Annotated in this window: 22 protein-coding genes; 11 read left to right on the top strand and 11 right to left on the bottom strand. The window is 71.9% G+C overall.

From position 1 onward, the window contains the following. The first annotated feature begins 32 nt into the window (after positions 1-32). Together J4573_RS20015 and J4573_RS20020 are read left to right on the top strand one after the other, a co-directional pair. The gene (locus J4573_RS20015; RefSeq protein ID WP_208257293.1) at positions 33-986 is read left to right on the top strand and encodes an ABC transporter ATP-binding protein; all 954 of its coding nucleotides are present in this window, start codon (positions 33-35) and stop codon (positions 984-986) included. After that, on the top strand, positions 983-2,584 hold the full coding sequence (locus tag J4573_RS20020) for an ABC transporter permease (protein ID WP_208257294.1): 1,602 nt from the start codon (positions 983-985) through the stop codon (positions 2,582-2,584). Before J4573_RS20015 ends, J4573_RS20020 begins: the two co-directional genes overlap by 4 nt. Positions 2,585-2,813: 229 nt before the next feature. Here the strand turns inward: J4573_RS20020 and hrpA are convergent, their stop codons facing one another. Further along, positions 2,814-6,830, bottom strand: a complete 4,017-nt coding sequence (gene hrpA / locus J4573_RS20025) for an ATP-dependent RNA helicase HrpA (RefSeq protein WP_208257295.1) — start codon at positions 6,828-6,830, stop codon at positions 2,814-2,816. Positions 6,831-7,182: 352 nt separating this feature from the next. On the opposite strand from hrpA, the gene J4573_RS20030 reads away from it, so the two are divergent. Further along, complete coding sequence (locus J4573_RS20030) at positions 7,183-8,622, top strand: serine/threonine-protein kinase (protein WP_208257296.1); 1,440 nt, start codon at positions 7,183-7,185, stop codon at positions 8,620-8,622. A gap of 4 nt (positions 8,623-8,626) precedes the next feature. Here the strand turns inward: J4573_RS20030 and J4573_RS20035 are convergent, their stop codons facing one another. From J4573_RS20035 to J4573_RS20045, 3 genes are all read right to left on the bottom strand, one after another. Beyond that, the gene (locus J4573_RS20035) at positions 8,627-10,099 is read right to left on the bottom strand and encodes an NADH-quinone oxidoreductase subunit NuoF family protein (protein ID WP_208257297.1); all 1,473 of its coding nucleotides are present in this window, start codon (positions 10,097-10,099) and stop codon (positions 8,627-8,629) included. After that, entirely contained in the window at positions 10,096-10,794 is a 699-nt protein-coding gene (locus J4573_RS20040; protein ID WP_208257298.1) for a hypothetical protein, read from the bottom strand. The genes J4573_RS20035 and J4573_RS20040 overlap by 4 nt, the downstream gene beginning before the upstream one ends. A 291-nt stretch (positions 10,795-11,085) precedes the next feature. Continuing rightward, positions 11,086-11,970, bottom strand: a complete 885-nt coding sequence (locus tag J4573_RS20045; RefSeq protein ID WP_208257299.1) for an NAD(P)H-binding protein — start codon at positions 11,968-11,970, stop codon at positions 11,086-11,088. A 78-nt stretch (positions 11,971-12,048) separates the two neighbouring features. Here J4573_RS20045 and J4573_RS20050 point away from each other — a divergent pair, with 78 nt between their 5' ends. Further along, on the top strand, positions 12,049-12,453 hold the full coding sequence (locus J4573_RS20050; RefSeq protein WP_208257300.1) for a winged helix-turn-helix transcriptional regulator: 405 nt from the start codon (positions 12,049-12,051) through the stop codon (positions 12,451-12,453). Here the strand turns inward: J4573_RS20050 and J4573_RS20055 are convergent. After that, complete coding sequence (locus tag J4573_RS20055; RefSeq protein ID WP_208257301.1) at positions 12,414-13,235, bottom strand: NAD(P)H-binding protein; 822 nt, start codon at positions 13,233-13,235, stop codon at positions 12,414-12,416. The genes J4573_RS20050 and J4573_RS20055 overlap by 40 nt on opposite strands. Before the next feature lie 75 nt (positions 13,236-13,310). Here J4573_RS20055 and J4573_RS20060 point away from each other — a divergent pair, with 75 nt between their 5' ends. Beyond that, entirely contained in the window at positions 13,311-14,288 is a 978-nt protein-coding gene (locus tag J4573_RS20060; protein WP_208257302.1) for an AraC family transcriptional regulator, read from the top strand. Here J4573_RS20060 and J4573_RS20065 read toward each other — a convergent pair. Both J4573_RS20065 and J4573_RS20070 read right to left on the bottom strand, forming a co-directional pair. Next, complete coding sequence (locus J4573_RS20065; protein WP_208257303.1) at positions 14,273-15,181, bottom strand: SDR family oxidoreductase; 909 nt, start codon at positions 15,179-15,181, stop codon at positions 14,273-14,275. The two genes, J4573_RS20060 and J4573_RS20065, sit on opposite strands and share 16 nt — an antisense overlap. Beyond that, positions 15,178-15,951 (bottom strand): SDR family oxidoreductase, encoded by a 774-nt coding sequence (locus J4573_RS20070; protein WP_208257304.1) that lies wholly within the window; start codon positions 15,949-15,951, stop codon positions 15,178-15,180. The genes J4573_RS20065 and J4573_RS20070 overlap by 4 nt, the downstream gene beginning before the upstream one ends. A 63-nt stretch (positions 15,952-16,014) precedes the next feature. Here J4573_RS20070 and J4573_RS20075 point away from each other — a divergent pair, with 63 nt between their 5' ends. The 4 genes from J4573_RS20075 (at position 16,015) to J4573_RS20090 (ending at position 19,523) form a co-directional block, all read left to right on the top strand. Further along, positions 16,015-16,764: an enoyl-CoA hydratase family protein gene (locus J4573_RS20075; protein WP_208257305.1), complete on the top strand. Its 750-nt coding sequence runs from the start codon at positions 16,015-16,017 to the stop codon at positions 16,762-16,764. Beyond that, a complete protein-coding gene (locus J4573_RS20080) occupies positions 16,761-17,624 on the top strand; it encodes a CoA transferase subunit A (RefSeq protein WP_208257306.1) in 864 nt (287 codons plus the stop codon). Before J4573_RS20075 ends, J4573_RS20080 begins: the two co-directional genes overlap by 4 nt. Next, positions 17,621-18,367, top strand: coding sequence for a CoA-transferase subunit beta (locus tag J4573_RS20085; RefSeq protein ID WP_208257307.1), 747 nt, complete (start codon positions 17,621-17,623; stop codon positions 18,365-18,367). Before J4573_RS20080 ends, J4573_RS20085 begins: the two co-directional genes overlap by 4 nt. Positions 18,368-18,464: 97 nt before the next feature. Continuing rightward, positions 18,465-19,523 carry an NAD(P)H-dependent flavin oxidoreductase gene (locus J4573_RS20090; RefSeq protein ID WP_208257654.1) on the top strand — a complete coding sequence of 353 codons (1,059 nt, stop codon included), beginning with the start codon at positions 18,465-18,467 and terminating at the stop codon, positions 19,521-19,523. Here the strand turns inward: J4573_RS20090 and J4573_RS20095 are convergent. Then, entirely contained in the window at positions 19,520-20,146 is a 627-nt protein-coding gene (locus J4573_RS20095) for a TetR/AcrR family transcriptional regulator (protein ID WP_208257308.1), read from the bottom strand. The two genes, J4573_RS20090 and J4573_RS20095, sit on opposite strands and share 4 nt — an antisense overlap. A 71-nt stretch (positions 20,147-20,217) precedes the next feature. On the opposite strand from J4573_RS20095, the gene J4573_RS20100 reads away from it, so the two are divergent. Both J4573_RS20100 and J4573_RS20105 read left to right on the top strand, forming a co-directional pair. Continuing rightward, on the top strand, positions 20,218-20,787 hold the full coding sequence (locus J4573_RS20100; protein ID WP_208257309.1) for a peroxiredoxin-like family protein: 570 nt from the start codon (positions 20,218-20,220) through the stop codon (positions 20,785-20,787). Beyond that, positions 20,784-21,521: a class I SAM-dependent methyltransferase gene (locus tag J4573_RS20105; RefSeq protein WP_208257310.1), complete on the top strand. Its 738-nt coding sequence runs from the start codon at positions 20,784-20,786 to the stop codon at positions 21,519-21,521. The genes J4573_RS20100 and J4573_RS20105 overlap by 4 nt, the downstream gene beginning before the upstream one ends. A gap of 4 nt (positions 21,522-21,525) precedes the next feature. On the opposite strand, the gene J4573_RS20110 is transcribed toward J4573_RS20105, so the two are convergent. From J4573_RS20110 to J4573_RS20120, 3 genes are read right to left on the bottom strand one after another with little or no spacing between them, the layout of a single operon-like run. Next, positions 21,526-22,476, bottom strand: a complete 951-nt coding sequence (locus J4573_RS20110; RefSeq protein ID WP_208257311.1) for a quinone oxidoreductase family protein — start codon at positions 22,474-22,476, stop codon at positions 21,526-21,528. Then, positions 22,476-23,441 (bottom strand): aldo/keto reductase, encoded by a 966-nt coding sequence (locus tag J4573_RS20115; RefSeq protein ID WP_208257312.1) that lies wholly within the window; start codon positions 23,439-23,441, stop codon positions 22,476-22,478. Before J4573_RS20115 ends, J4573_RS20110 begins: the two co-directional genes overlap by 1 nt. 2 nt (positions 23,442-23,443) lie before the next feature. Further along, the gene (locus J4573_RS20120; protein WP_208257313.1) at positions 23,444-24,232 is read right to left on the bottom strand and encodes an SDR family NAD(P)-dependent oxidoreductase; all 789 of its coding nucleotides are present in this window, start codon (positions 24,230-24,232) and stop codon (positions 23,444-23,446) included. Positions 24,233-24,254 lie beyond the last annotated feature (22 nt).

Here is a 24,254-nt window from a genome sequence, read left to right on the forward strand (position 1 = left end):
CACTTTCGTGAAACTAGTGTAGGTTATGAAGCATGAACACCGCCATCTCTGTGCGCGGCCTCGTGAAGACGTTCGGCCGCACGCGTGCGCTCGATGAGCTCGACCTCACCGTCACCACCGGGGAGGTGCACGGCTTCCTCGGCCCGAACGGCGCGGGCAAGTCGACGACCATCCGCGTCCTGCTGGGACTCCTCCGCGCCGACGGCGGCACCGCCGAACTGCTCGGCGGCGATCCGTGGCGGCAGGCGACCGAGCTCCACAAGCGCCTGGCGTACGTGCCGGGCGACGTGACGCTCTGGCCGAACCTGACCGGCGGCGAGGTCATCGACCTGCTCGGCCGGCTGCGCGGCGGGATGAACCGCAAGCGCCGCGACGAGCTGATCGAACGGTTCGAGCTCGACCCGAAGAAGAAGGGCCGCGCCTACTCCAAGGGCAACCGGCAGAAGGTCGGCCTGATCGCCGCGCTGGCCTCCGACGTCGAGCTGCTGATCCTGGACGAGCCCACCTCGGGCCTGGACCCCTTGATGGAGGAGGTCTTCCAGGAGTGCATCCAGGACGAGCGGCACAACGGCCGTACCGTCCTGCTCTCCAGCCACATCCTCAGCGAGGTCGAGAAGCTCTGCGAGCGCGTCACGATCATCCGCAAGGGACGCGCGGTCGAGTCGGGCACGCTCACCGAGCTGCGACACCTGACCCGCACCTCGATCGAGGCGGTGCTGGCCAGTTCGCCGAACGGCCTGTCGAACCTGCCGGGCGTGCACGACATCGAGATCGACGGCAACAAGGTCAAGTTCGACGTGGACACCGTCAGGCTCGACGAGGCGCTGCAGCAGCTGGTGAAGTCGGGCGTCGTCACGCTCACGAGCCAGCCGCCGACGCTGGAGGAGCTGTTCCTGCGCCACTACCAGGACGACCTGGAGCCCGCCGGTGCCGGCGCGGGCGCCGGTGCAAGCAGTGCGACGAACGCCTCGGAGGGCTCGCGATGAGCGCGTTCACGGGCACCGGGGGCCTGGTGCGGCTGGCACTGCGCCGGGACCGGATCCTGCTGCCGGTGTGGACGGTCATCTTCCTGCTGACCGCGTCCTCCACGGCGTCCTCGACCAAGAGCCTCTACCCCACCGTCAAGGACCGCGTGGAGCTGGCTTCCAGCACCAACGACAACACCTCGCTGGTGGCGATCTACGGCCGGGTGTACGACACGACCTCGCTCGGCGGCGCGACGCTGCTGAAGCTGATGATCCTCGGCTCGATCATGGCCGCGATCCTGTCGATCATCATCGTGGTCCGGCACACCCGTACCGAGGAGGAGAGCGGGCGGCTGGAGCTGGTCGGCTCCACCGCGATCGGCCGCCGCGCGCCGCTCACCGCCGCGCTGGTCATCATGGTCGCCACCAACCTGGTCATCGGCCTGTTCGCCGCGCTCGGGCTGGTCGGCGCCGGGCTGTCGGCAGGCGGTTCGTTCGCCTCGGGCCTCGCCTGGGCCAGCGTCGGCATCGCGTTCGGCGCGATCGCCGCGGTGGTCGCGCAGCTCACCGAGACCGGGCGCGCCGCCATCGGCTACTCCTCGGCGGTGCTCGGCGGCTTCTTCCTGGTCCGCGCGATCGGCGACACCTCCAGCGAGGACGGGCCGCGCTGGCTGTCCTGGCTGTCCCCGTTCGGCTGGGCGCAGCAGTTCCGCCCGTTCGCCGGCGACCGCTGGTGGGTCGCCCTGATCGCGCTGGCCTTCGCCGCCGTGGCCGCGGCCGGCGCGTACGTCCTGGTCGCCCGGCGCGACCTCGGCGCGGGCATCCTGCCGGACCGGCCGGGCCGCGCGACCGCCTCGGCCTCGCTGAGCGGCCCGCTCGGGCTGGCGTGGCGGCTGAACCGCGGCGTGGTCATCGGCTGGACGATCGCCGCGTTCGTCGGCGGGCTGCTGTTCGGCGGCATCGCCAGCAACGTCGGCGACCTGGCGGGCAGTTCACAGTCGCGCGACTTCATCACCAAGCTGGGCGGCGCCTCCGGGCTCACCGACGCCTTCCTCGGGACCGAGCTGGGCTTCGTGGGCGTGTTCTCGTCGATCCTCGGGGTGTCGGTCGCGATGCGGATGCGCACCGAGGAGACGACCGGGCGGGCCGAGCCCGTCCTGGCGACCGCGGTGAGCCGCCTGCGCTGGGCCTCCGGCTTCCTGACCGTCGCGCTCGCGGGCATCGTGCTCATCCTGCTCGCCGTCGGCCTGGGCGCGGGCCTGACGTTCGGCGGCGCGCAGCACGACGTGGGCGGCCAGGTCGGACGGCTGCTCGGGGCCGCGCTGGTCCAGATCCCGGCCGCGTGGGTCATCGTCTCGATCGTGGTCCTGGCGTTCGGGTTCGTGCCCCGGTTCGTCGTCGCGGGCTGGGCGTTCCTGGTCGCGTTCCTGCTGCTCGGCGAGCTCGGCCCGGCGTTCGACCTGCCGCAGGGCGTGATGGACGTCTCGCCGTTCGCGCACACGCCGCGGCTGCCCGGCGCTGAGATGACCTACACGCCGATCATCTGGCTGCTGGTCGTCGCGCTCGGCCTCGGCGCGGTGGGGCTGTACGGCTTCCGCCGCCGCGACATCACCTCATAGCCCACAGACTCCGGTGCCTACCGCCGCCGCCCTGGCACCGGAACGCATGGCCCGGGCATCGCGCCCATTTCCCCCCGGAGCGCGATGCCCGGGCCATCGCGTCTGAAGCCAAGCCCGCGCGAGCGCGGCCGAAGGTCTAGCCGAGGAACGAGGCTAGATCGCGAAGCGATGCAGCGCTCGCCAAAGCACGGTTAGGGCCGAGCCGCTAGGCGAGGGCCGTAGGCCGGGCTTAAAAACTAGCCAGAGCCTTGCGGATGCGCTTGTCCGAAACCGGGTAGCGGGTGCCGATCTGCTGCGCGAACAGGCTCACCCGGTACTCCTCCAGCATCCAGCGGATCTGCCGTACGGCCTCGTCGCTACGACGAGCCGGAGGCAGCCTGCGCAGCAGCTGGTCGTACTCCTGCTCCAGCACCACGGCCTGGTGGGAGAGCTGGCGGTCGCGGTTCGGGTTCTCGGGGAGCTTGTCGAGCCGCACCTGAAGCGCCCGCAGGTAGCGCGGCAGATCGGGCAGGCGGTGCCAGCCGGTCGCCGTCACGAAGCCCTTCGGGAGCAGCCCCGCGAGCCGGTCGCGGATCTCGGTGAGCGACGGTACGAGGGTCAGGCTGGCCGTGCCGCGCACCCGGCGGTCGATCTCGTGGGACTCGGCCAGGATCCGTTCCACCTGCGTCACGATCGCGGCCGTGGTGTCGTACAGCTCGGCGCGCACGTGGTCGAACAGCCGCGTGAAGCCCGCCTCGTCCCACGCCGGTCCCCCGACGTCGGCGATGAGCTTGTCGGCCGCCGCCGTCACGCAGTCGTCGAAGAGCGCGCCGATGGAGCCGTCGGGGTTGCTGCTGAGCGCGAGCTTGCCGCGGTTGCTGAGGTTCTTCTGGATCTGGTTGGCCGGGGACTGCACGTTCAGCAGAACGAGGCGCCGGGTGCCCAGCCACATGGCGTGGCGCTGCTCGGCCTCGGTCTCGTACATCCGCACCGCGACGGTGTCGCCCTCGTCGGTCAGTGCGGGGAACGCCTTGACGTCGTAGCCCGACTGCTTGCGCTCGTAGGTGCGCGGCAGCTCGCCGATGCTCCACTCGCGCAGGCCCTCGCGTTCGACTCCCCCGGCGGAGGCCGCCTGGGACAGCGTTCCGCGCACCTTGCCCTTGAGCTTGCGCTTCAGCGCGTCCAAGTCGGGGTCTTCGGCGAGCGTGCGCTTGCGGTCGTCCAGCACGCGGAACGTGATGTGCAGGTGGGAGGGCAGGCGGTCCAGGTCCCAGGCCTCGCGCGCGATCTGCACCCCGGCCGTGGCGGTCATGGTGGGCAGCTCGCGTTCGAGCGCGTCCAGCAGCGGTTCGGTACGGGGCGAGATGCGCTCCAGCACGCGCCGCGCGTAGTCGGGCGCCGGAACGAAGTTGACCCGCAGTTGCTTGGGCAGCGAGCGGATCAGCTCGGTCACCAGCTCGGTGCGCAGCCCCGGCACCAGCCATTCGAACCCGTCGGCCCGGACCTGGTTGAGCACCTGCACCGGGATGTGCACGGTCACGCCGTCGGCGTCGCTGCCCGGCTCGAACTGGTAGGTCAGGCGGAGCCGCAGCGGGCCCTGCTGCCACACGTCGGGGTAGTCGGCCTCGCTGACGTCGTCGGCGCTCTCGTTGATGAGCATCGACTTCTCGAAGTTCAGCAGGTCGGGCTCGGTGTGGCGGGCCTTCTTCCACCAGCCGTCGAAGTGGCGGCCCGACACGACGTCGTCGGGCACCCGCTCGTCGTAGAACTCGAACAGCGTCTCGTCGTCGACGAGGATGTCGCGGCGCCGCGCCCGGTGCTCCAGCTCCTCGACCTCGTCCAGCAGGTCGCGGTTCTCCTTGAAGAAGCGGTGGTGGGTCTCCCAGTCGCCCTCGACCAGCGCGTGCCGGATGAACAGCTCGCGGGCCAGCTCGGGGTCGATGCCGCCGTAGTTGACGTTGCGCTGCGCGACGATCGGCACGCCGTAGAGCGTGACCTTCTCGTACGCCATGACGGCGGCCTGCTTCTTGGACCAGTGCGGCTCGCTGTAGGAGCGTTTGACCAGGTGATCGGCGAGCGGCTCGATCCACTCGGGCTCGATCCTGGCGTTGATGCGGCCCCACAGCCGGGACGTCTCGACCAGCTCGGCGGCCATCACCCAGCGGGGCGGCTTCTTGAACAGCGCCGAGCCGGGGAAGACTGCGAACTTGGCGCCGCGTGCGCCGAGGTATTCCACGCCGCGCCGGCGCGGGTTCGCGTCCTTCTTCCCCGCGTCCTTCTTCTCGGACTTGTCGGTGTCCATGAGCCCGATGTGCGACAGCAGTCCCGACAGCAGCGAGAGGTGCACGCGGTCGGGCTCGGCGTCGGTGCTGCCGGGGGCCACGCCGAGCGTCTTGGCGACCTGCCGCAGTTGCGAGTGCAGGTCCTGCCATTCGCGTACGCGCAGGAAATGCAGGAACTCGTTCTTGCACATCCGGCGGAACTGGCTGCCCGACAGCTCGCGCTGCTTCTCGCGCAGGTAGTTCCACAGGTTGAGGTAGGCGAGGAAGTCGGAGGTGGGGTCGGCGAAGCGGGCGTGCTTCTCGTCGGCCGCCTGCTGGTGATCGGCAGGGCGTTCGCGCGGGTCCTGGATGGACAGCGCGGCGGCGATGATCAGCACCTCGCGTACGCAGCCGTTCTTCTCCGCCTCCAGGACCATCCGGCCCAGGCGCGGGTCGACCGGCAGCTGGGCGAGGCGGCGGCCGAGCTCGGTGAGGCGCTTGCGCGGGTCCTGCTCGGCCGGGTCGATCGCGCCGAGCTCGTGCAGCAAGTCGACGCCCGCCTTGACGTTGCGGCGGTCCGGCGGCTCGACGAACGGGAACGCGGCGATGTCGCCGAGGCCGAGCGAGGTCATCTGCAGGATGACCGAGGCGAGGTTGGTGCGCAGGATCTCGGGGTCGGTGAACTCGGGCCGGGACTCGAAGTCCTCCTCCGAGTAGAGCCGGATGCACACGCCCTCCGAGACGCGGCCGCAGCGGCCCTTGCGCTGGTTGGCGGACGCCTGCGAGACGGGCTCGATCGGCAGCCGCTGCACCTTGAGGCGGGTGCTGTAGCGGGAGATGCGGGCGGTGCCGGGGTCGATGACGTACTTGATGCCCGGAACGGTCAGCGAGGTCTCGGCGACGTTGGTGGCCAGCACGATCCGGCGGCCCCGGTGCGGCTGGAAGACGCGGTGCTGCTCGGCGGCCGACAGGCGCGCGTAGAGGGGCAGCACCTCGGTCGTTCCGCCGCGACGGCCCTGGAAGTGCTTCTGCAGGGCGTCGGCGGTGTCGCGGATCTCCCGTTCACCGCTGAGGAAGACCAGCACGTCCCCGGGCGCCTCGAGCGCCAGCTCGTCGACCGCGTCCAGGATCGCCTGGACCTGGTCGCGGTCCGGGTCGGCCTCGGGGTCCTCCGGGTCGACGACCGGCCGGTAGCGCACCTCGACCGGGTACGTACGTCCGGAGACCTCGACGATCGGAGCGTTCCCGCTCTGCCCATCGGGGGACGATCCCCCGAACCCCCTGAAATGCTCGGAGAACCGCTCGGGGTCGATGGTCGCCGAGGTGATGATCACCTTGAGGTCGGGGCGGCGGGGCAGGATCTCCCTGAGATAGCCCAGCAGGAAGTCGATGTTGAGGCTGCGCTCGTGCGCCTCGTCGATGATCAGCGTGTCGTACTGCCTTAGCAGCCGGTCGGTCTGGATCTCGGCGAGCAGGATGCCGTCGGTCATCAGCTTAACGAGCGTGTCGTCGCTGGAGTGGTCGGTGAAGCGGACCTTGTAGCCGACCGCCTGGCCGACCTCGGTCTTCAGCTCCTCGGCGATCCGGTCGGCGACCGTGCGGGCGGCCAGCCGGCGCGGCTGGGTGTGCCCGATCGACCCGGCGACCCCGCGCCCGAGCTCCAGGCAGATCTTGGGCAGCTGGGTGGTCTTGCCCGAGCCGGTCTCGCCCGCGACGATCACGACCTGGTGGTCGCGGATCGCGGCCAGGATGTCCTCGCGCTTCTGGCTGACCGGAAGCTCGGCCGGATAGGTGATCTTCGGCACGGCGGCGCGCCGCCCGGCGATCCGGCGCTCGGCCGCCTCGACGTCGGCGGCGATCTCGCCAGTGATCTTGTCCCGCCGGCGGGCGTCCCGCATCTTCTGGATGCCGTCGATACGGCGGCGGAGCCGATGCTGATCACGCAGCATCAGCTCGGGCAGGCGCGCGCGCAGGTCGGCGAGCGGCGATTTCACTGGCGTCCTCATACAGTCGCTAAGAATAGGGTTCCGGGGTGACGGGCCTGGTCGTCGCCCGGTGGTCGGGCAGCGGTCAGCCGGTGATCATCCGGCACGATCTCCCCAACCTTCGAACCGTAGCCGCCGCCCTCCGCCGTAAGCGATCCATTTTTTACCCGGCGGTTCGCCCAGGTCCCCGGCCACGGGAGCCACGTCGCCCCTCCGTGCAACATCCCAGTCCCGCTGGGCATTTCCGCCCCCGCCGACATCCCGTGACGGCCCCGGTACGCAGCGCCCCAGGCCTTACTGACCCGCTGGTCACAGCGGTGATGGCGGCAAAGGGTCTCCCGGAACCCGATCTCATCAACCATCATGGGCGACCATGGAGACTCCCCCCGCCGCAGGTCGCTACCGGATCGACCGGATGCTCGGCACGGGCGGGTTCGCCACGGTCTGGCTGGGCCACGACGACGAGCTCGACTCACCGGTCGCGATCAAGATCCTGGCCGACCACTGGGCGCAGCGCTCGGACGTGCGCGAACGGTTCGTGCAGGAGGCCCGGCTGCTCCGCCAGGTCGACTCCCACCAGCTCGTCCAGGTGTTCGACATCGGCGAGCTGGACGACGGCCGCCCGTACTTCGTGATGAGCTACGCCGACCGGGGCACGCTGGAGGAGCGCCTGGCGGCGGGGCCGCTGCCGCTGAGCGAGGCGCTCGGCGCGGCACAGGCCATCGCGCGCGGCGTCCAGGCCCTGCACAGCCGCGACATCGTGCACCGCGACCTGAAGCCGTCGAACGTGCTGATCCGTTCCACCGCCGGGGGCGAGCGGTTCATGATCTCCGACCTGGGCATCGCCCGGACCGGCGACCGCATCTCCAGCCTGACGATGCCCGCCGGGTCACCCGGCTACATGGCGCCCGAGCAGGCCCAGATCGACGGCGCCCCGGACGCGCGGGCGGACGTGTTCGGGCTCGGCGCCCTGACGTACCACATGCTCACCGGCGAGCCGCCCGGCACGCCCGCGCGGCCGCCCAGCGAGCTGCAGAACACCGTTCCGCACACCATCGACGCGGTCGTGCTGCGGGCGCTGGACCAGGACCGGGAACGCCGCTGGCCGACGGCCTCGGAGTTCGCCGGGGCGCTGTCGCAGACGCTCGGCCGCACCGACACCGACCCGGTGTTCCCGCCGGCCAAGCCGACGGTGTCCGACCAGAAGGCGAGCGGCAAGCGCCGCCGCAAGGTCTGGCTGTACGCGGGGGCGGGCGTCGCCGTGCTCGCGCTCGCCGGCGGCGGCACCGCCATGGCCCTGCAGGGCGGCGACGACGGCGCGAACGGCATCCCGGCCAACGGCGACCCGCACGGGCGGCTGCTGCGCACCAACACCGACATCCCGAAGAAGTACCGCTCCCTCATCATCGAGGCGGGCAGCTGGTGCGACCAGAAGGGCATGAGCCCGGCCCTCATCGCCGCCATGCTCAAGGCCGAGAGCGGCTTCAACCCCACCCTGGCCGACCCGCAGAAGGACGAGTACGGGATCGCCCGGTGGACCCCCAAGATCCTGGTCTTCTGGCAGCCCGGCGGCCTCAACAACCCCGAGCCGACGCCCGCCCAGATCACGCCGGAGCTGTCGATTCCGGCGATGGGCAGGTACATGTGCTACTGGGGCAAGGACCTCAAGGGTGTCCCCGGTGACCCGGCCCTCAACCTCGCGGCCACCTACCGGAGCTCGTCGAAGAAGGTCGTGCAGGCCCACGGCGTTCCGGCCAAGTGGAAGGCCTACACCGACAAGGTCCACCAGTACATCGAGGACTACCAGCCTTGAGGCCCTAGCTTCGGGCTTCCTTGGGCACCCGCGAGACCAGGCGCAGCGCCAGTCCCGGGCACATCGCGACGGCCTTGCGCGCCGCGGTCTCCATCGTCGTGGGGATCGGCTCGGCGGGGATCACCGGGTAGTTGTACTCGTCCATCCGCACGGTGCCGCGCATGATGTCGGCGCACAGCCCGTGCCCGTCGCAGCGGCTCCAGTCGACCTCCATGCGCAGCTGCGCGTCGGTCTCGGCGGGCAGCACGCCCAGCACGGGCCGTCCGCAGCCGCCGCTCGCCACGTGCAGGGCGGCGTCGTCGGCGAACACCTCCAGCGCCGACAGCACGAAGCGCGAGACCCCGTCCGGGTGGGCGCACGCGCCTCGGCCGACCACCATCCGCGAGACGCGCCGCAGGTTGTCCAGCGCCGCGGCAGGATCCTTCCCGCCCGCCAGCGCCGCGAGCGACCCGGCAAGGTCGGGCAGGCCCAGGCGGCACGGCCCGCACTGCCCGGCCGACTCGGCGGCCATGTAGCGCGCGACCCGGGCGACCTCGCCGAGCGGGCAGGTGCCACGGCCGAGCGGCATCACGATGCCCGCGCCGAGCGTTCCCCCGGCCGCCTTCAGGCTCTCGCGCGACACCTGCGTACGGGTCGCGACCTCGCCGCTCAGCCACGCGCCGTGGTAGCCGCCGACCAGCACGCCCTCACCCGCCCGGCTCCCGCACAGGTCGAGCAGATGGGCCAGCGGCGCGCCTGCCGGAGTCTCCACGACGGCCGGGAAGCGCGCCGACCCGGTCACGGTCAGCAGTACGGTCCCGGGCTCCTCAGGCGTGCCGACCTTCCGATAACGGCGCGGTCCGAGCGCCGCGAGCACGGCCAGTTGCGCGTACGTCTCAGCGTTCGACAGCAGCGTGGGCAGGCCGTCGACGCCGCGCGTGGAGGCGTGCCCCTTGCGGCCCGGCGGGATGGGGCGCCGCCCGTTGATGCCCCGGATGAGCGCCCCGCTCTCGCCCGTGATGAACCGCTCCGGCAGCCGTACGACCCGCGCCCGCGACCCCAGCTCGCGTTCGTGGATGGCCAGCTCCATCGACTGCGCCGCGTCCTCGTCGGTCACCCCGATCACGATCTCCAGGGCGCCGAGCGCCGTCGCCGCCAGCGCGGCGCCGTCCAGGATCAGGTGCGGCGTACGGCTCAGCAGCACCTTGTCCTTGGCGCTGCCGGGCTCCCCCTCCGTCCCGTTCACCACCACGATCGTGCGCTTCTTGCGCCGTACGGCACTGTCGACCACGGCCCGGACCTTGCGCGCGAATGGGAAGCCCGCACCGCCCCGCCCGCACAGCCGCCCCTCCTCCGCCAGCGCGATCAGCTGATCCGCCTTGAGAGCATGCGGGTCGGGGTGAAGCTCGCGATGCGCCTTCCAGTCGACGCGCCCCGCCCCCTCCAGCCCCCGGGTCAGCCGGGCCGGGCCGATCTGGCGTACGGCGATCGCGGTCATGGCGTTCCCCTCCCCCGCAGGAACGGACGCGCGAGCAGCGCCAAGACGACGGCGGCGAAGCACAGCGCATAACTCGCCGTGACCCACGTCTTCGGATGGCGGCCCGCGGTCAGCCCATGCCAGATCCCCAGTGGCCAGGCCGCGTACGCGGTCAGGTGCAGGGCCCGCCACACCCACGGCCGGTCCGTGAGCGCGAACCGGCCCCGCGCGATCCCGCTCGCGACCGCCACGATCATCGAATAGCAGGCCAGCGTGCCGAAGCCCACGGCCGCGGCGCCCGAGCCGAACGGCACGAGCGCCCCGGCCAGCCCCACCCGGTGCTCCACCACCTGGGAGGTCACGTGCACCACCAGCATCGACACGGCCAGGAAGGCCAGCGCGCGGTGGATCGACTGGGCGTGGATGCGATGCCGGGGGCTGAGGATCGCGCGATCGGTCGCCAGCAGCCCGATCATGACCGCCAGCGACAGCGGCACCAGCGTGAAGACTCCCCCGTAGAAGTCCAGGAAGTGCCCGACGGCCGTTCCGGCGGGGCCGATCCAGCCCATCGAGATCGACATGCCGACCAGGACGCCGAGCCCGCCCACCGTCACGCACCCCGCGAGCAACCGCACGGGCACGCGCACCCGCCGGGCCGTCGCGCGCCGGGCCGCCGTGCGCCGCCGCAGCGGCAGGCGCGAGGACCCGGTGCCCACGCCGAAACCCCTGGTCCCCTCGTGTGCGAGCCTCCGCCTCCCTTGGTCCCGCTCGTAGGCGGAGGACTCTGGGGACGAACGACGGTCGGGAGCCATCTTCCGCCTGCACCGGCCTCTCGGATCGTTAGTACGAACCTGTGGCCTTTACGACGCGTCCCGTCACCGGTCAGTTCGGCTACACGGCCCTCCCCTTTACGCCTGCCATATGACTTGTCGCCTACGTCCCGGTCAAGGCCGCTTTCCACGGTAGGCAAAACCGTCCATGACCGGCACGAATGGCCGCTGTCGGCCTCACCTCGAGCCCGATCCGGCCGGGGCCAGGAGGGCGGGCCGGTCCTGGACGAGGAGGTCGGAGAGAGATGCGGGACGACGCCCTGTCAGGCGTTCGGCCGCGTGGGTCACCACGTCGAACCAGCCGTTCCGGCGAACGATCCCGGCGCCCGTCCAGGCCTCGGCGAGCGGCGCGGGCATCCCCTGGGCGATCAGCAGAGACGGCATCTCCGCGTCGGTGGCCGGGCGGTGCCGGACGGGCCGTCCGGTCGCGTCGGCGAGCACGTCCGCGAGCTCGGCGTCGGTCACCGCGGCGGGGCCGGTGACCTCCAGGAACTGCCCCTCGGACCCGCCCTCGGCCAGGACCGCCGCGGCCACCGCGGCGCTGTCGTCCCTGCCGATGTAACCGACGCCTCCCGCGCCCGAGTTGCTGGGCAGCTCGCCGGAGGCCACGACCCGCTGGGCGACGCCGAGATAGGTGAGCATCTCGGGCCAGACGTTGAAGCGCAGCGAGGTGAACCGCAGGCCCGACCCGGCCAGGAGCCGTTCGGTCTCCCGGTGGTCGTGGGCGACTCCGCTCGGGTTGCCCGGGTCCCCGGCCCGGACCGTCGAGGTGTAGACGACGTGCTCGACGCCGGCCTGGGCCGCCGCCTCGACCGCGTTCGCGTGCAGCGGCACGCGGCCGGTCACGGCGTCGACGCTGATCAGCAGCAGCCGCTCCACGCCCTCGAAGGCCCGTACGAGCCCGGCCGGGTCACCGAAGTCGGCGGCCCGGGCCGCCACCGGCGCGGTCACCCGGCCGGGCGTACGGGACAGGGCGAGGACGCGGTCGGCGTCAACGCGGTCGAGCAGGTGGCGCAGGGTGCGGCCGCCCAGGTTTCCGGAGGCCCCGCAGACAGCGATCATGAGCCGGCTCCTTCGTCGTGGTCATTGCGTACGCTGATCCTGCGCGGAGCCGATCAGCCGCCGGAAGAAGGCACTTTGATGTCCACTGACGAGGGCCTGGCCGCCCCGGTGTCCGTCGCCGAGCACGCGATGTGCCCCGCGACGGACGTGATGCGGCGGGTGGGTGAGAAGTGGAGCGTGCTGGTGCTCTCGCTCCTGGCCGCCCGGCCGTACGGGTTCAACGAGCTGGACCGGGCCGTCGAGGGCCTCAGCCGCCGCGTCCTCACCCGTACGCTGCGCACGCTCGAACGCGACGGCCTGATCAGCCGGACCGCCCTGCCGGGGCGGGCGGCGCGGGTGGAGTACGCGCTCACCGACCTCGGCCGTTCGCTGCGCGGGCCGCTGCTCGCGCTCGGCCGGTGGGCGGTCGAGCACGACGCGGCCATCCGCGCGGCGCGCGACGTCTACGACCAGACGCCCGAGGCCGCGGCCTCCTTGGCGTAGTCGGCGAACGGGCGGGGCTCGCGGCCGAGCACGCGCCGGACGCCGTCGCTCAGGTGAGCGCCCGCGTCGTCCCGGATGTTGGCGAACAGCTCGCCCATCACCTCGACCAGCTCGGCGGGCAGGCCTTGCCCGGTGAGGGCGGTGGCGAACTCGGACGGTTCGAGCGAGGCGTAGCCGATCTCCTTGCCGCTCGCCTCGGAGATGATCGCGGCGGTTTCGGCGAACGTGAGGGCTTCGGGTCCGGACAGCTCGTAGACCTGGCCCGCGTGACCGTCCTGCGTCAGGGCGGCCACGGCCACGTCGGCGATGTCGCCCGCGTCGATGAACGCCTCGCGACCGTCTCCTGCGGGCAGGGCCAGAACGCCCGACCTGATCGGGTCCAGCAGGAAGTCCTCGCTGAAGTTCTGCGCGAACCAGGACGGGCGCAGGATCGTCCAGTCGGCTCCCGAGGCGCGGACGGCGTTCTCACCGGCCGTCTGGAACGGCGACGGCTCCCCGCCTGTCCCCCTCGCCGACAGCAGCACCAGGCGGCGCGCGCCCAGCTCGACGGCCCGGCGGGCGAAGCCCGAGATCACGGACTGGTCGACGTATTCGTTCATCGGGACCAGGTAGACGGCGTCGACGCCTTCCAGGACGGCGTCCCAGGTGGCGGGGCCGGCGAGGTCGAAGCCGGTGGTGCGCGAGGCCGCCAGGACGGGACGGCCGAGGTCGCTCAGGCGGTCGGCGACGCGGCGGCCGGTCTTGCCGCGGGCGCCGAGGACGAGAATCGGTGCATCGGTCATGTGGATCATCTGACCAACCCGCGGCGAGACGATCCATGGTCGCGCATCTCATTCGCATGTGAGATCGTCTCACCCATGGACCTGCTCGATGATCTGCTGTCCGGCGTCCGGGCGCGCGGCGCGACGTTCTGCCGGTCGGTGGCCGAGCCGCCCTGGGCGGTCCGCTTCGCCTCCGACACGCCCCTGGTGCTGGGCGCGATGCTGCAGGGCGACGCGTGGATCACGCCGGACGGCGCGGAGCCCGTACGGGCGCGCGAGGGCGACATCGTGCTGGTACGGGGGCACCGGTCGTTCGTGGTCGGCGATCGTCCCGAGACCGAGGCGCAGATCGTGGTCGAGGGCGCGGACCGGTGCTGGCTGACCGCCGAGGGGCCCGACAGCGACGGGTGCGACTTCCTGCTGGGCCCGCGCACGTACGGGCTGACGTCCAAGGGCTCGGACCTGCTGGTGACCGCCGAGTACGCGATGCGCGGCGACGTCTGCGAACGGCTCCTGCGCGCACTGCCCGAGCTGGTCGTCGTGCCGGCCCAACCGGCGTTCACGCCTCTGCTCGACCTGCTCTCCACCGAGATCGCCCTCGAAGACCCGGGCCAGCAGGTCATCCTCGACCGGCTACTCGACATGCTCCTGGTCCGGGTGGTCCGGGCCTGGTTCGCCCGCCCGGACGTCGAACCGCCCGCCGGCTACCGTGCGCTCGGCGACCCGCAGATCGGCAGGGCGCTGCGGCTGCTGCACGACGAGCCCGCGCGGCCGTGGACGGTCGCCGGACTGGCCGCCGAGACCGGGATGTCGCGCGCGGTCTTCGCCCGCAGGTTCACCGAACTCGTCGGCCGGCCGCCGCTGGCCTACCTGACCGAGTGGCGGATGGCCGTGGCCGCCGACCTGCTGCGCGAGGACGGCGCGAGCGTCACCTCGGTGGCACGCAAGGTCGGCTACTCCGACGGCTTCGCCTTCAGCAACGCGTTCAAGCGCGTACGCGGCGAGCCCCCCAGCACCATCCTGCGCGCGAGCGCAGGCGGCGCGGCGGCGGGCGTGCGTCAGCCGGCGCCGTAGACCGGCTCGGGGTTCCCTGCCTCTTCGAGGAGGCCGGTGATGACGGGGGTGAGTTCTGCGGGGTCCCAGCGGGCACCCTTGTCGGCGGTGGGGCCATGGCGGAAGGCGTCCATCACGCAGATCTTGCCGCCCTCGGCCTCGAAGACCCGGCCGGTGATGCCCTTGGACTGGGTCGAGCCGAGCCAGGCGACCAGGGGCGAGACGTTCTCGGGGGCCATGGCGTCGAACTCGCCCTCGGCGGGGGCCGCCATGGTCTGGGCGAAGACCTCTTCGGTCATGCGGGTGCGGGCCGCTGGGGCGATGGCGTTGACCGTGACGTTGTAGCGGCCCATTTCGGCTGAGGCGACGAGGGTGAGGCCGACGATGCCCGCCTTGGCGGCGGAGTAGTTGCCCTGGCCGACGCTGCCGAGCAGGCCCGCACCGGACGAGGTGTTGATGACGCGGGCGTCGACGGGGCGGCCCGCCTTGCTCTCGGCGCGCCAGTACTGGCCCGCGTGCTTGAGCGGGAGGAAGTGGCCCTTCAGGTGAACGCGCATGACGGCGTCCCACTCGTCCTCGGACAGGTTGATCAGCATGCGGTCGCGCAGGAAGCCGGCGTTGTTGACCAGCACGTCCAGGCGGCCGAACGTCTCGACGGCGAGGGCGATGAGGGCCGCGGCGCCGTCGTCGGTGGCGATGTCGTGGGGGCTGGCGACGGCCTGCCCGCCGAGCTGCTCGATCTCCTTGACGACGTCGTGCGCGGGGCCCTCGGTGGCCTCGCCGGTGCCGTCGCGCGCTACGCCGAGGTCGTTGACGACGACCTTGGCGCCCTGGCGGGCGAACTCCAGCGCGTGGGCGCGGCCCAGGCCGCGGCCCGCTCCGGTGACGACGACAACGCGGTCCTTGCAGATCATTGGTCCTCCTTGTTGACGTTGGCGGCGTCCAGGAAGGCGGGGCGTTCTCCCCCGCCGTGCAGCAGCAGCGACGAGCCGGTGATGTAGGCCGAGAGGTCGGAGGCCAGGAACGCGCAGGCGGCGCCGACCTCGTACGGGTCGGCGAGGCGGCCGAGCGGGACGGTGTGAGAAACCGCCGCGATGCCCTCCTCGTCGCCGTAGTGCAGGTGCGCCTGCTCGGTGCGGACCATGCCGAGGGTGAGGGTGTTGACGCGGACGCGCGGCGCCAGTTCGACGGCGAGCGAGGTGGCGAGGTTGTCCAGCCCGGCCTTGGCGGCGCCGTAGGCGGCCGACCCTGGCGAGGGGCGCACGCCGCTGACGCTGCCGATCATGATGATCGAGCCGCCCTCGTCCTGCTTCTGCATGCGGGCGTTGGCGGCGCGGGACATGATCAGCGCGGCCGTCAGGTTGAGCTCGATGATCTTGATGTGGGTGCGCAGCTCGCCCTCGGCCAGCGGCAGGAACGGAGCACCACCGGCGTTGTTGACCAGCACGTCCACCCGGTCGAGTCCGTCGAAGAAGGCCTGCACGGCGTCCGGATCGCGTACGTCCAGTGAGGCGAAGCGGGCCGTCCGGCCGCCGGCGGAGGGCAGCTCTGCGGACTCGCGGCGGGCCACCGCGACCACGTCCGCGCCCGCCTCCAGGAGGGCGCGGCTGATGCCGAGGCCGACCCCGCGCACGCCCCCGGTGACCACGGCCAGGCGGCCGCTCAAATCCAGCGAAAGAGGCATCGGCCCTCCCTCATCGGCTCTGCTACGGTCTGTTCTAACAAATGTTTGGTGGAAAGGTAGCGCATGGGAATCTCCACCACGACCCATGAGGGCGGGGTCGCCGAGGTCGTCGTCGACGCGCCCCCGGTCAACGCGCTGACCGTCCAGGGCTGGTACGACCTGGCGGACGCGCTGCTGGCGGCCGGACGCGACCCGAAGGTCGGGGCCGTCGTGCTCCGTTCCGAAGGGCGCGGCTTCAACGCGGGCGTCGACATCAAGGAGATGCAGAACACCGAGGGCCACACCGCGCTGGTCGGCGCCAACCGCGGCTGCTACGCCGCGTTCGCCGCCGTCTACGAGTGCGAGGTCCCGGTCGTCGCCGCGGTGAACGGCTTCTGCCTGGGCGGCGGCATCGGCCTGGTCGGCAACGCCGACATCGTCATCGCCGCCGAGGACGCCTACTTCGGGCTCCCGGAGGTCGACCGGGGCGCGCTCGGCGCCGCCACGCACCTGGCCCGGCTCGTGCCGCAGCACCTCATGCGCGCGATGGTCTACACGTGCCGCAACGTCAGCGCCGAGGAGCTGCACCGGCACGGCTCGGTGCTGGAGGTCGTCCCGCCCGGCCAGTTGCGCGCCAAGGCGTTCGAGGTCGCGGAGAACATCGCCGCCAAGGACCCGTACGTGATCCGGCGCGCCAAGGAGTCGCTGAACGGCATCGACCCGATCGACGTCAAGCGCAGCTACCGCTTCGAGCAGGGCTTCACCTTCGAGCTCAACCTGGTCGGCGCCGGTGACGCGCACCGCGACGCCTTCGTGCGGAAGGACGGCCAATGAGCAAGGTCACCACGATCGAGGAGATCGTCGGCTCGCTGGAGAGCGGGATGACGATCGGGATCGGCGGCTGGGGGTCGCGGCGCAAGCCCATGGCCCTGGTCCGTGCGATCTGCAACTCGCCGCTCACCGATCTCACGGTCGTCACCTACGGCGGGCCCGACGTCGGCCTGCTCTGCGCGGCGGGCAAGGTACGGCGGCTGGTCACCGCGTTCGTCACCATGGACTCGATCCCGCTGGAGCCGCACTTCCGGCAGGCCCGCCAGAACGGCGAGATCGAGCTGACCGAGTACGACGAGGGCATGTTCATGTTCGGGCTGTACGCGGCGGCGCACCGGCTGCCGTTCCTCCCGACTCCCGCCGGGCTCGGCTCGGACGTCCTCAAGGTCAACCCCCACCTCAAGACGATCCGTTCTCCCTACGAGGACGGCGAGGAGCTCGTCGCGGTCCCGGCGCTGACGATGGACGTGGCGCTGGTGCACATGAACCGCGCCGACGCCCGCGGCAACGCGCAGTACCTCGGCCCCGACCCGTACATGGACGACCTGTACGCCAAGGCCGCGGGCCGCACCTACGTCTCGTGCGAACGCCTCGTCGACACCGGCGACCTGCTCAAGGAGGGCCCGCTGCAGTCGCTGCTGATCAGCCGCGCCCACGTGGCCGGGGTGGTCGAGACGCCGAACGGCGCCCACTTCACCGCGTGCGAGCCCGACCACGACCGCGACGAGGCGTTCCAGAAGCTCTACGCCAAGGCGGCCGCCGATCCCGACGACTGGGCGGCGTTCCGCGAGCGGTTCCTGTCCGGTGACGAGGCCGCCTACCAGGGCGCGGTGCGCACGTGGCGCGAGGAGGAGGCCAAATGAGCACCCCCACCACCACTTCGGCGACGCGCGCTGAGATCTGCGCGGTCGCGTGCGCCGAGCTGTTCCGGGGCGACGGCGAGATCGTCGCGGCGGCGGTCGCGGGCTTCGTGCCGATGCTGGGCGCGCGCCTGGCCCGCGCCACGTTCGAGCCGGACCTGCTCACCACCGACGGCGGGCCGGCGCTGAGCGCCGAGCCGATGCCGCTCGGCCGCCCGGCGACCGAGGTCGAGGGCTGGCTGCCGTTCCGCGACCACCTCTGGCTGGTGCTGAACGGTCGGCGCCACGTCTTCATGGGGCCGGTGCAGATCGACCCGTACGGCAACACCAACATCTCCTGCATCGGCGACTGGGAACGGCCCAAGCGCCAGCTCCTCGGCGTGCGCGGCGGGCCCGGCAACACCCGGCTCAACACCACGAGCTACTGGGTGCCCAAGCACTCGACCCGCGTCTTCACCGACTCGGTCGACTTCGTGGGCGGCGTCGGGCACGACCGGGGCGCGCACGAGATCCGCGCGGTCGTCTCCAACCTCGCCGTGCTCGACTTCGCCACCCCCGCCCGCCGGATGCGGCTGCGTTCGGTGCATCCGGGCGTCACGATCGCCGACGTCGTCGAGGCGACCGGTTTCGACCTGGAGGTTCCGGCGCAGGTCCCCGAGACCCGCCTGCCCACCGAGGACGAGCTGCGCATCATGCGCGAGGTGCTCGACCCGAAGGGCCTGCGCGAACGCGAGGTCCCGTCGTGAGCGAGCCGGAGGCGCGCGGCGCGCGCTGGACCGAGGAGCCTGCGACGAGGGAAGCGCGCGCCAAAGGGCGCGCCGGAGGCGAGCGGGGGACACAGTGATCGACCAGGTGCTCGACACGCCGCTGACGCGCCTCGCCGGTGTGCGCCATCCCGTCGTGCAGACCGGCATGGGCTGGGTGGCGGGGCCGCGCCTGGTCTCGGCCGTGGCGAACGCCGGCGGGCTCGGCGTCCTCGCCTCGGCGACGATGACGCTGGAACAGCTCACCGAGGCGATCCACGAGGTCAAGGACCGTACGGAGGCCCCGTTCGGCGTCAACCTGCGCGCGGACGCCGGGGACGCGGGCGACCGCATCGACCTGCTCATCAAGGAGCAGGTGAAGGTCGCCTCGTTCGCGCTCGCGCCCAAGCAGGAGCTCATCGCCAAGCTCAAGGACGCGGGCGTCGTCGTCATCCCGTCGGTCGGCGCGCGGCGCCACGCCGAGAAGGTCGCCGCCTGGGGAGCCGACGCGGTGCTGGTGCAGGGCGGTGAGGGCGGCGGCCACACCGGCGCCGTCGCCACCACGCTGCTGCTCCCCCAGGTCGTGGACGCGGTCGACATCCCCGTGATCGCGGCGGGCGGCTTCTTCGACGGCCGCGGTCTGGCCGCCGCGCTCGCCTACGGAGCGGGGGGCGTGGCCATGGGCACGCGCTTCCTGCTGACCGCCGACAGCTCGGTGCCCGAGGACGTCAAGAAGGTCTACCTGGGCACCAAGGAGACCGTCGTCACCCGGCAGGTGGACGGCATGCCGCACCGGGTGCTGCGCAGCGAGCTGGTCGACGAACTCGAACGGGCCGGACGGCTCTCCGGCCTGGTCCGGGCGTTGCGCAACGGCGCCCGCTTCAAGAAGATCTCCGGCATGTCGTGGCGGGAGATGATCGCCGACGGCAAGGCGATGAAGCACGGCAAGGACCTGTCCTGGTCGCAGGTGCTCATGGCCGCCAACACCCCGATGCTGCTGAAGGCCGCGATGGTCGACGGCCGCCCCGACCTCGGCGTGATGGCCTCCGGCCAGGTCGTCGCGCTCATCGACGCCCTCCCCACCTGCGAGGACCTCATCGACGGCATCGTCACCACCGCCGCCGCACGCATCAAGGCCGGGCAGTCCTTCCTGGCCTAGCCCGTCGACTGGGATTCGATCCCGTCCAGCAGCAGCGCGAGGCCGCCGCGGAACTCGGTCTCGGGGTCGACGCCGCGGGCGGACGCGGCGGTCTCGGCCATGCCGGGGAACTCGTCGCGCGGGAGGGAGGCGATCACGTTCGTGCCCTCGCCCGAGAGCGGGCCGAGGTGTTCGAGCTGCAGCGCGCCGATGACGTAGGAGAGCATCCCGCGCAGGGCGATGACGCGGCGTTCGCCCTCGATGCCGCCCTCGGTGAGCAGGCCGACGACGGTCTCCGACCAGCGCAGCAGGCTGAGTGAGCCGTGCCGGTGAACGGCGGTGAGGGGAACCACCTCGGGATGGGCGGCGAGCGCGTCGCGCATGCGCAGCACCATCGTCTCGAGGCGCTCGCGCCAGGACGGGCCGGGCGGGGGCCGCTCGGGATCCACGGCGCTGAGGACCAGCTCGACGACCAGTCCTTCCAGCTCGCGGCGGTCCTCCACGTAGCGGTAGAGGGCCATCGTGCTCATCCCGAGCTCTTTGGCGACCGCGCGCATGGACGTGCCGGCGAGGCCGTCGCGGTCGATGACGGTGAGCGCGGCGGCGGCCAGCTGGTCGTGGCTGATGGATCGTCTGCGTGGCATGGCGGTTGACAGCGTACGGCATACGCCTAAAACTGTAAGCGTATGACGTACACCTACGAAGGAGATCCGCCATGCGTCTCGAACCCGGCGCCGTGATCGAGGCCCGCGAGCTCGCCCCCGTCATCGGCCGCCTGGTCGCCGTGCCCGGCCGCGACCGGCTCGTCCATCTGCAGTTCCGCAGGTTCGCGGGCTGCCCGGTGTGCAACCTGCACCTGCGCTCGATCGTGCGCCGCCATGACGAGATCGAGGCGGCGGGCATCCGGGAGGTGGTGGTCTTCCACTCCTCCCCCGACGAGCTGCGCGAGCACACCGCCGACCTGCCGTTCGCGATCATCGCCGACCCGGGCAAGCGCCTCTACCGGGAGTTCGGCGTGGAGGCCTCGCGCCGCGCCCTGCTCCACCCGCGCGTGTGGGGCACGATCGTGCGCGCCGTCGGCCGCCAGACCTGGGGGATCATCCGCCGGCGCGAGCGCGGCCCGGCGACGTTCCCCGACGGCGGGCGGTACGGCCTGCCCGGCGACTTCCTGATCGGCACCGACGGCCATGTCATCGCCACCAAGTACGGCGAGCACGCCTACGACCAGTGGTCGGTCGACGAGCTGCTGGAGCTGGCCGCGAAGACCCCGGCGGTGACCCGATGACCGTCGTGGACCGCGGCAGCGACGCCGAACGCTACGAGGTCGTCAGCGGCGGGTTCAACATGCACCTGTTCGCGGCGGCGGCCATCCGGCCCGCGCACAAGGTGCTGGACGTCGGCTGCGGCTACGGCGGAACGACGCGGCTGGCGGCCGTCCGGGCGCCGGACGGGCACGTGGTCGGGAACGACATCGCCGAGCCGCTGCTGGCGCACGCGAAGGCCGCTGCGCAGGCCCAAGGGCTGCGCAACATCACGTTCGAGGAGGGCGACGCCCAGACCCATCCGTTCCCGGCGGGCGGCTTCGACGTGGCGATCAGCCGGTTCGGGGTGATGTTCTTCGCCGATCCGGTGGCCGCGTTCGCCAACCTCGGGCGGGCCCTGCGGCCGCGCGGGCGGCTGGTCTTCACCACGATCGGGCCGCCGGAGACCAACGACCTGCCGACGATCGTCTCGGCGGTCGCGCCCGCGGCGGGGGTCGTGCACTCGCTCTCCGACCCGGACCGCGTTCGCGAGGTGCTCGGCGACGCCGGGTTCGTCAACGTGCAGATCAGGGCCGTGGAGACGGCGATCGAGCTGGGGGCGAGCGCCGAGGAGGCCGGGGACTTCATCGCGCGGTGGGGCGCGTTCGGCGACCCGGACGCGCGAGCGGCACTGACGGAGGCGGCGCGCCCCTACGAGAGGGAGGGCGCGGTCCGCCTCCGCAGCACCGCTTGGCTGGTCACCGGCGTCAGGCTCTGAGCACTCAGACCTTGAGGACCAGCTTGCCGGTGGTGGAGCCGGACTCGATGCGGCGGTGGGCGTCGGCGGCCCGCGTCAGCGCCAGCTCCTCGACCTGGACCTTGAGGTCGCCCGCCGCGGCGGCCCCGACGGCGCGGCGGAGCGCGCGGCCCGCGTCGGCCGGGAACGCACCGGAGAACGCGGCCAGGTTGAACCCGGACACGGTCTTGTTGGTGAACCACAGCTCGTTCGCCGGGAGGCCGACGTCATCGGCGCCCGAGGCGTTGCCCATGACGACCATGCGGCCCATCGGGGCGAGGGCGTCCAGGCTCGTGCGGCGGGCGGGGCCTCCGACCATGTCCACGACGACGTCGAACTCGCCCTGCGCGGCGAACTCGTCGCGCAGGATGACCTCGTCGAACCCGAACTCCTTGGCGGCCTGGACCTTGGCCGGGCTCCCGACCGTTCCGGCGATCCGGCCGGCGCCGAGGAGGCGGGCGGCCTGGCCGAGCTGGCTGCCCACTCCCCCGGCGGCGGCGTGCACCAGCACGCTCTCGCCCGGCTCGATGCGCGCCACCCGGTCCAGGACCAGGAACGCGGTGGTGCTGTTGGACGGAACGGCGGCCGCCACGTTCAGGCCGAGCCCGGCCTCGATCGGGGCGACCAGCTCGGCGGCGGTCACGACGACGTCGGCGTAGCCGCCGCTGTCGACGATGGTGAGTGCGGCGACCGGCTGGCCGACGCTCAGCCCCTCGACGTCGGGGCCGACGGCGCGGACGCGGCCGGAGACCTCGATGCCGGGGACGAACGGCAGCGGCACGTCCACGACGCCCTGCCGGTAGAGGACCTCGGCGAAGTTGGCGCCCGCGTACGCGACGTCGATGGACACCTGGCCGGGGCCCGGCTCGGGCGTCGTGACCTCGTCGAGCCGCAGGACGTCCGCCGCGCCGAACTCGGGAATGGTGACGGCCTTCATCAGTATCGGCTCCCCACCGGGGCGGGTACGGAGTCGAGCTCGGCCACGTCGGCCGCGGTGAGCTCGATGCCGTCGGCGCCGGCGTTCTCGTTCAGGTACTTGGACTTCTTGGTGCCCGGGATCGGGATGACGTGGTCGCCCTGGGCGAGCGTCCAGGCGATCGCGATCTGCGCCGGGGTGGCGCCGTGCCGTTCGGCGACGGCCTTGACCACGTCCACGATCTTGAGGTTGGCCTGGAGCGCCTCGTCCTGGAAGCGCGGGTTGCCGCCGCGGAAGTCGCTGTCCTCGAAGTCGGCGCTGGTGATCGCGCCGGTGAGGAAGCCGCGGCCGAGCGGCGAGTACGGCACGAACGCCGCGCCGTTGGCCGCGCACCAGCCGACGACGTCGCCGACCCCGTCAGCGGTCACGCCCATCGGGTCCCTGGTCCACAGCGACAGCTCGGACTGGATCGCCGCGACCGGGTGGACGGCGTGCGCCTCGGCGGCCTGGGCGACGGTCGCCTCGGACAGGCCGAGGTGGCGGACCTTGCCCTCGGCGACCAGCTCGGCCATCGCGCCCCACGTCTCGGCCAGCGGGACGTCCGGGTCGATCCGGTGCAGGTAGTAGAGGTCGATCACGTCGGTGCCGAGGCGGCGCAGACTGTCGTCGGCCTTGCTTTTCACGTTCGCGGGCGAGCCGTCACGGGTGTTCTTGTAGGTCACCGGGTCGACGGTGATGCCGGTCTTGGTGGCCAGCACGACCTCGTCGCGGCGGTCCTTGAGGGCCCTGCCGACGAGCGTCTCGTTGTGCCCGTCGCCGTAGACCTGAGCGGTGTCGAGGAAGGTGACGCCGAGGTCGATGGCCTCGTGGATGAGGGCCACCGAGGCGTCGTCGTTCCGGTCGGCCACGCTGTAGCCCCAGCTCATGCCCATGCAGCCGAGACCGATGGCGCCGACCTGCGTGCCTGCGAAAGTACGGGTCTTCATGTTCAGTTCCCTCCCGGAATGGCGGCCACCAGGCCACCGTCGATGATCAGGTCTTGCCCGTTGATGTAGGAGGCCTCGTCCGAGGCCAGGAAGGCCACCGCGTCGGCGATGTCCTCCGAGGTGCCCAGCCGCCCGCTGACGACCTGGCTCGCGTACGCGTCGCGCTCCTCGTCGGAGGGAGCGGCGCCCTGGAACATCGGGGTGTCGATGAAGCCCGGGCTGACCGAGTTGACCCGGATGCCCGCGGGGCCGAACTCGGCGGCGAACGTGCGGGACAGGTTGTGCGCCGCGGCCTTGGACGCGGAGTAGACCGAGCCGATCGGCAGCCCGCGGTTCAGCGTCCAGGACGCGTTGATCACGATCGAGCCGCCCGCCTTCATCAGCGGCAGGCTCTTCTGGACCGTGAAGAACACGCCCTTGAAGTTGACGCCCACGATGTGGTCGAAGTCGTCCTCGGTGACCTCGGCCGCTGAGCTGAAGACACCGACGCCCGCGTTGGCGAAGACCACGTCCAGGCGGCCGTACCGCTCCTTGATCGTGGCCGCCACCGCGTCCAGGTCGTTCAGGTCGGCCGCGTCGGCACGCACGGCCAGCACCCGGTCGCCGGCGTCCAGCTCCTTGACGGCGGCGTCCAGCCGGGCCTGGTCACGGCCCGTGATGATCACGTGGGCGCCCTCGCTCAGCAGCCGGGCGGCGGCCGCCAGGCCCATGCCGCTGGACCCGCCCGTGATCAAGGCGATCCTGTCCTCGAAACGGCCGGTCAGCGCGGTGTTCTTCAGTGCGTTCGTCATGTGAACGATCGTGCTGCACCCG

The organism is Actinomadura barringtoniae, assembly GCF_017573505.1.
Classification (GTDB): domain Bacteria; phylum Actinomycetota; class Actinomycetes; order Streptosporangiales; family Streptosporangiaceae; genus Spirillospora; species Spirillospora barringtoniae.

What these genes read in the sequence shown, in the direction of transcription:
- J4573_RS20015 (WP_208257293.1), top strand. Translation starts at nt 33, where the DNA reads ATGAACACCGCCATCTCTGTGCGCGGCCTCGTGAAGACGTTCGGCCGC.
- J4573_RS20020 (WP_208257294.1), top strand. Translation starts at nt 983, where the DNA reads ATGAGCGCGTTCACGGGCACCGGGGGCCTGGTGCGGCTGGCACTGCGC.
- hrpA (WP_208257295.1), bottom strand. Translation starts at nt 6,830, where the DNA reads ATGAGGACGCCAGTGAAATCGCCGCTCGCCGACCTGCGCGCGCGCCTG.
- J4573_RS20030 (WP_208257296.1), top strand. Translation starts at nt 7,183, where the DNA reads ATGGAGACTCCCCCCGCCGCAGGTCGCTACCGGATCGACCGGATGCTC.
- J4573_RS20035 (WP_208257297.1), bottom strand. Translation starts at nt 10,099, where the DNA reads ATGACCGCGATCGCCGTACGCCAGATCGGCCCGGCCCGGCTGACCCGG.
- J4573_RS20045 (WP_208257299.1), bottom strand. Translation starts at nt 11,970, where the DNA reads ATGATCGCTGTCTGCGGGGCCTCCGGAAACCTGGGCGGCCGCACCCTG.
- J4573_RS20050 (WP_208257300.1), top strand. Translation starts at nt 12,049, where the DNA reads ATGTCCACTGACGAGGGCCTGGCCGCCCCGGTGTCCGTCGCCGAGCAC.
- J4573_RS20055 (WP_208257301.1), bottom strand. Translation starts at nt 13,235, where the DNA reads ATGACCGATGCACCGATTCTCGTCCTCGGCGCCCGCGGCAAGACCGGC.
- J4573_RS20060 (WP_208257302.1), top strand. Translation starts at nt 13,311, where the DNA reads ATGGACCTGCTCGATGATCTGCTGTCCGGCGTCCGGGCGCGCGGCGCG.
- J4573_RS20065 (WP_208257303.1), bottom strand. Translation starts at nt 15,181, where the DNA reads ATGATCTGCAAGGACCGCGTTGTCGTCGTCACCGGAGCGGGCCGCGGC.
- J4573_RS20070 (WP_208257304.1), bottom strand. Translation starts at nt 15,951, where the DNA reads ATGCCTCTTTCGCTGGATTTGAGCGGCCGCCTGGCCGTGGTCACCGGG.
- J4573_RS20075 (WP_208257305.1), top strand. Translation starts at nt 16,015, where the DNA reads ATGGGAATCTCCACCACGACCCATGAGGGCGGGGTCGCCGAGGTCGTC.
- J4573_RS20080 (WP_208257306.1), top strand. Translation starts at nt 16,761, where the DNA reads ATGAGCAAGGTCACCACGATCGAGGAGATCGTCGGCTCGCTGGAGAGC.
- J4573_RS20085 (WP_208257307.1), top strand. Translation starts at nt 17,621, where the DNA reads ATGAGCACCCCCACCACCACTTCGGCGACGCGCGCTGAGATCTGCGCG.
- J4573_RS20095 (WP_208257308.1), bottom strand. Translation starts at nt 20,146, where the DNA reads ATGCCACGCAGACGATCCATCAGCCACGACCAGCTGGCCGCCGCCGCG.
- J4573_RS20100 (WP_208257309.1), top strand. Translation starts at nt 20,218, where the DNA reads ATGCGTCTCGAACCCGGCGCCGTGATCGAGGCCCGCGAGCTCGCCCCC.
- J4573_RS20105 (WP_208257310.1), top strand. Translation starts at nt 20,784, where the DNA reads ATGACCGTCGTGGACCGCGGCAGCGACGCCGAACGCTACGAGGTCGTC.
- J4573_RS20110 (WP_208257311.1), bottom strand. Translation starts at nt 22,476, where the DNA reads ATGAAGGCCGTCACCATTCCCGAGTTCGGCGCGGCGGACGTCCTGCGG.
- J4573_RS20115 (WP_208257312.1), bottom strand. Translation starts at nt 23,441, where the DNA reads ATGAAGACCCGTACTTTCGCAGGCACGCAGGTCGGCGCCATCGGTCTC.
- J4573_RS20120 (WP_208257313.1), bottom strand. Translation starts at nt 24,232, where the DNA reads ATGACGAACGCACTGAAGAACACCGCGCTGACCGGCCGTTTCGAGGAC.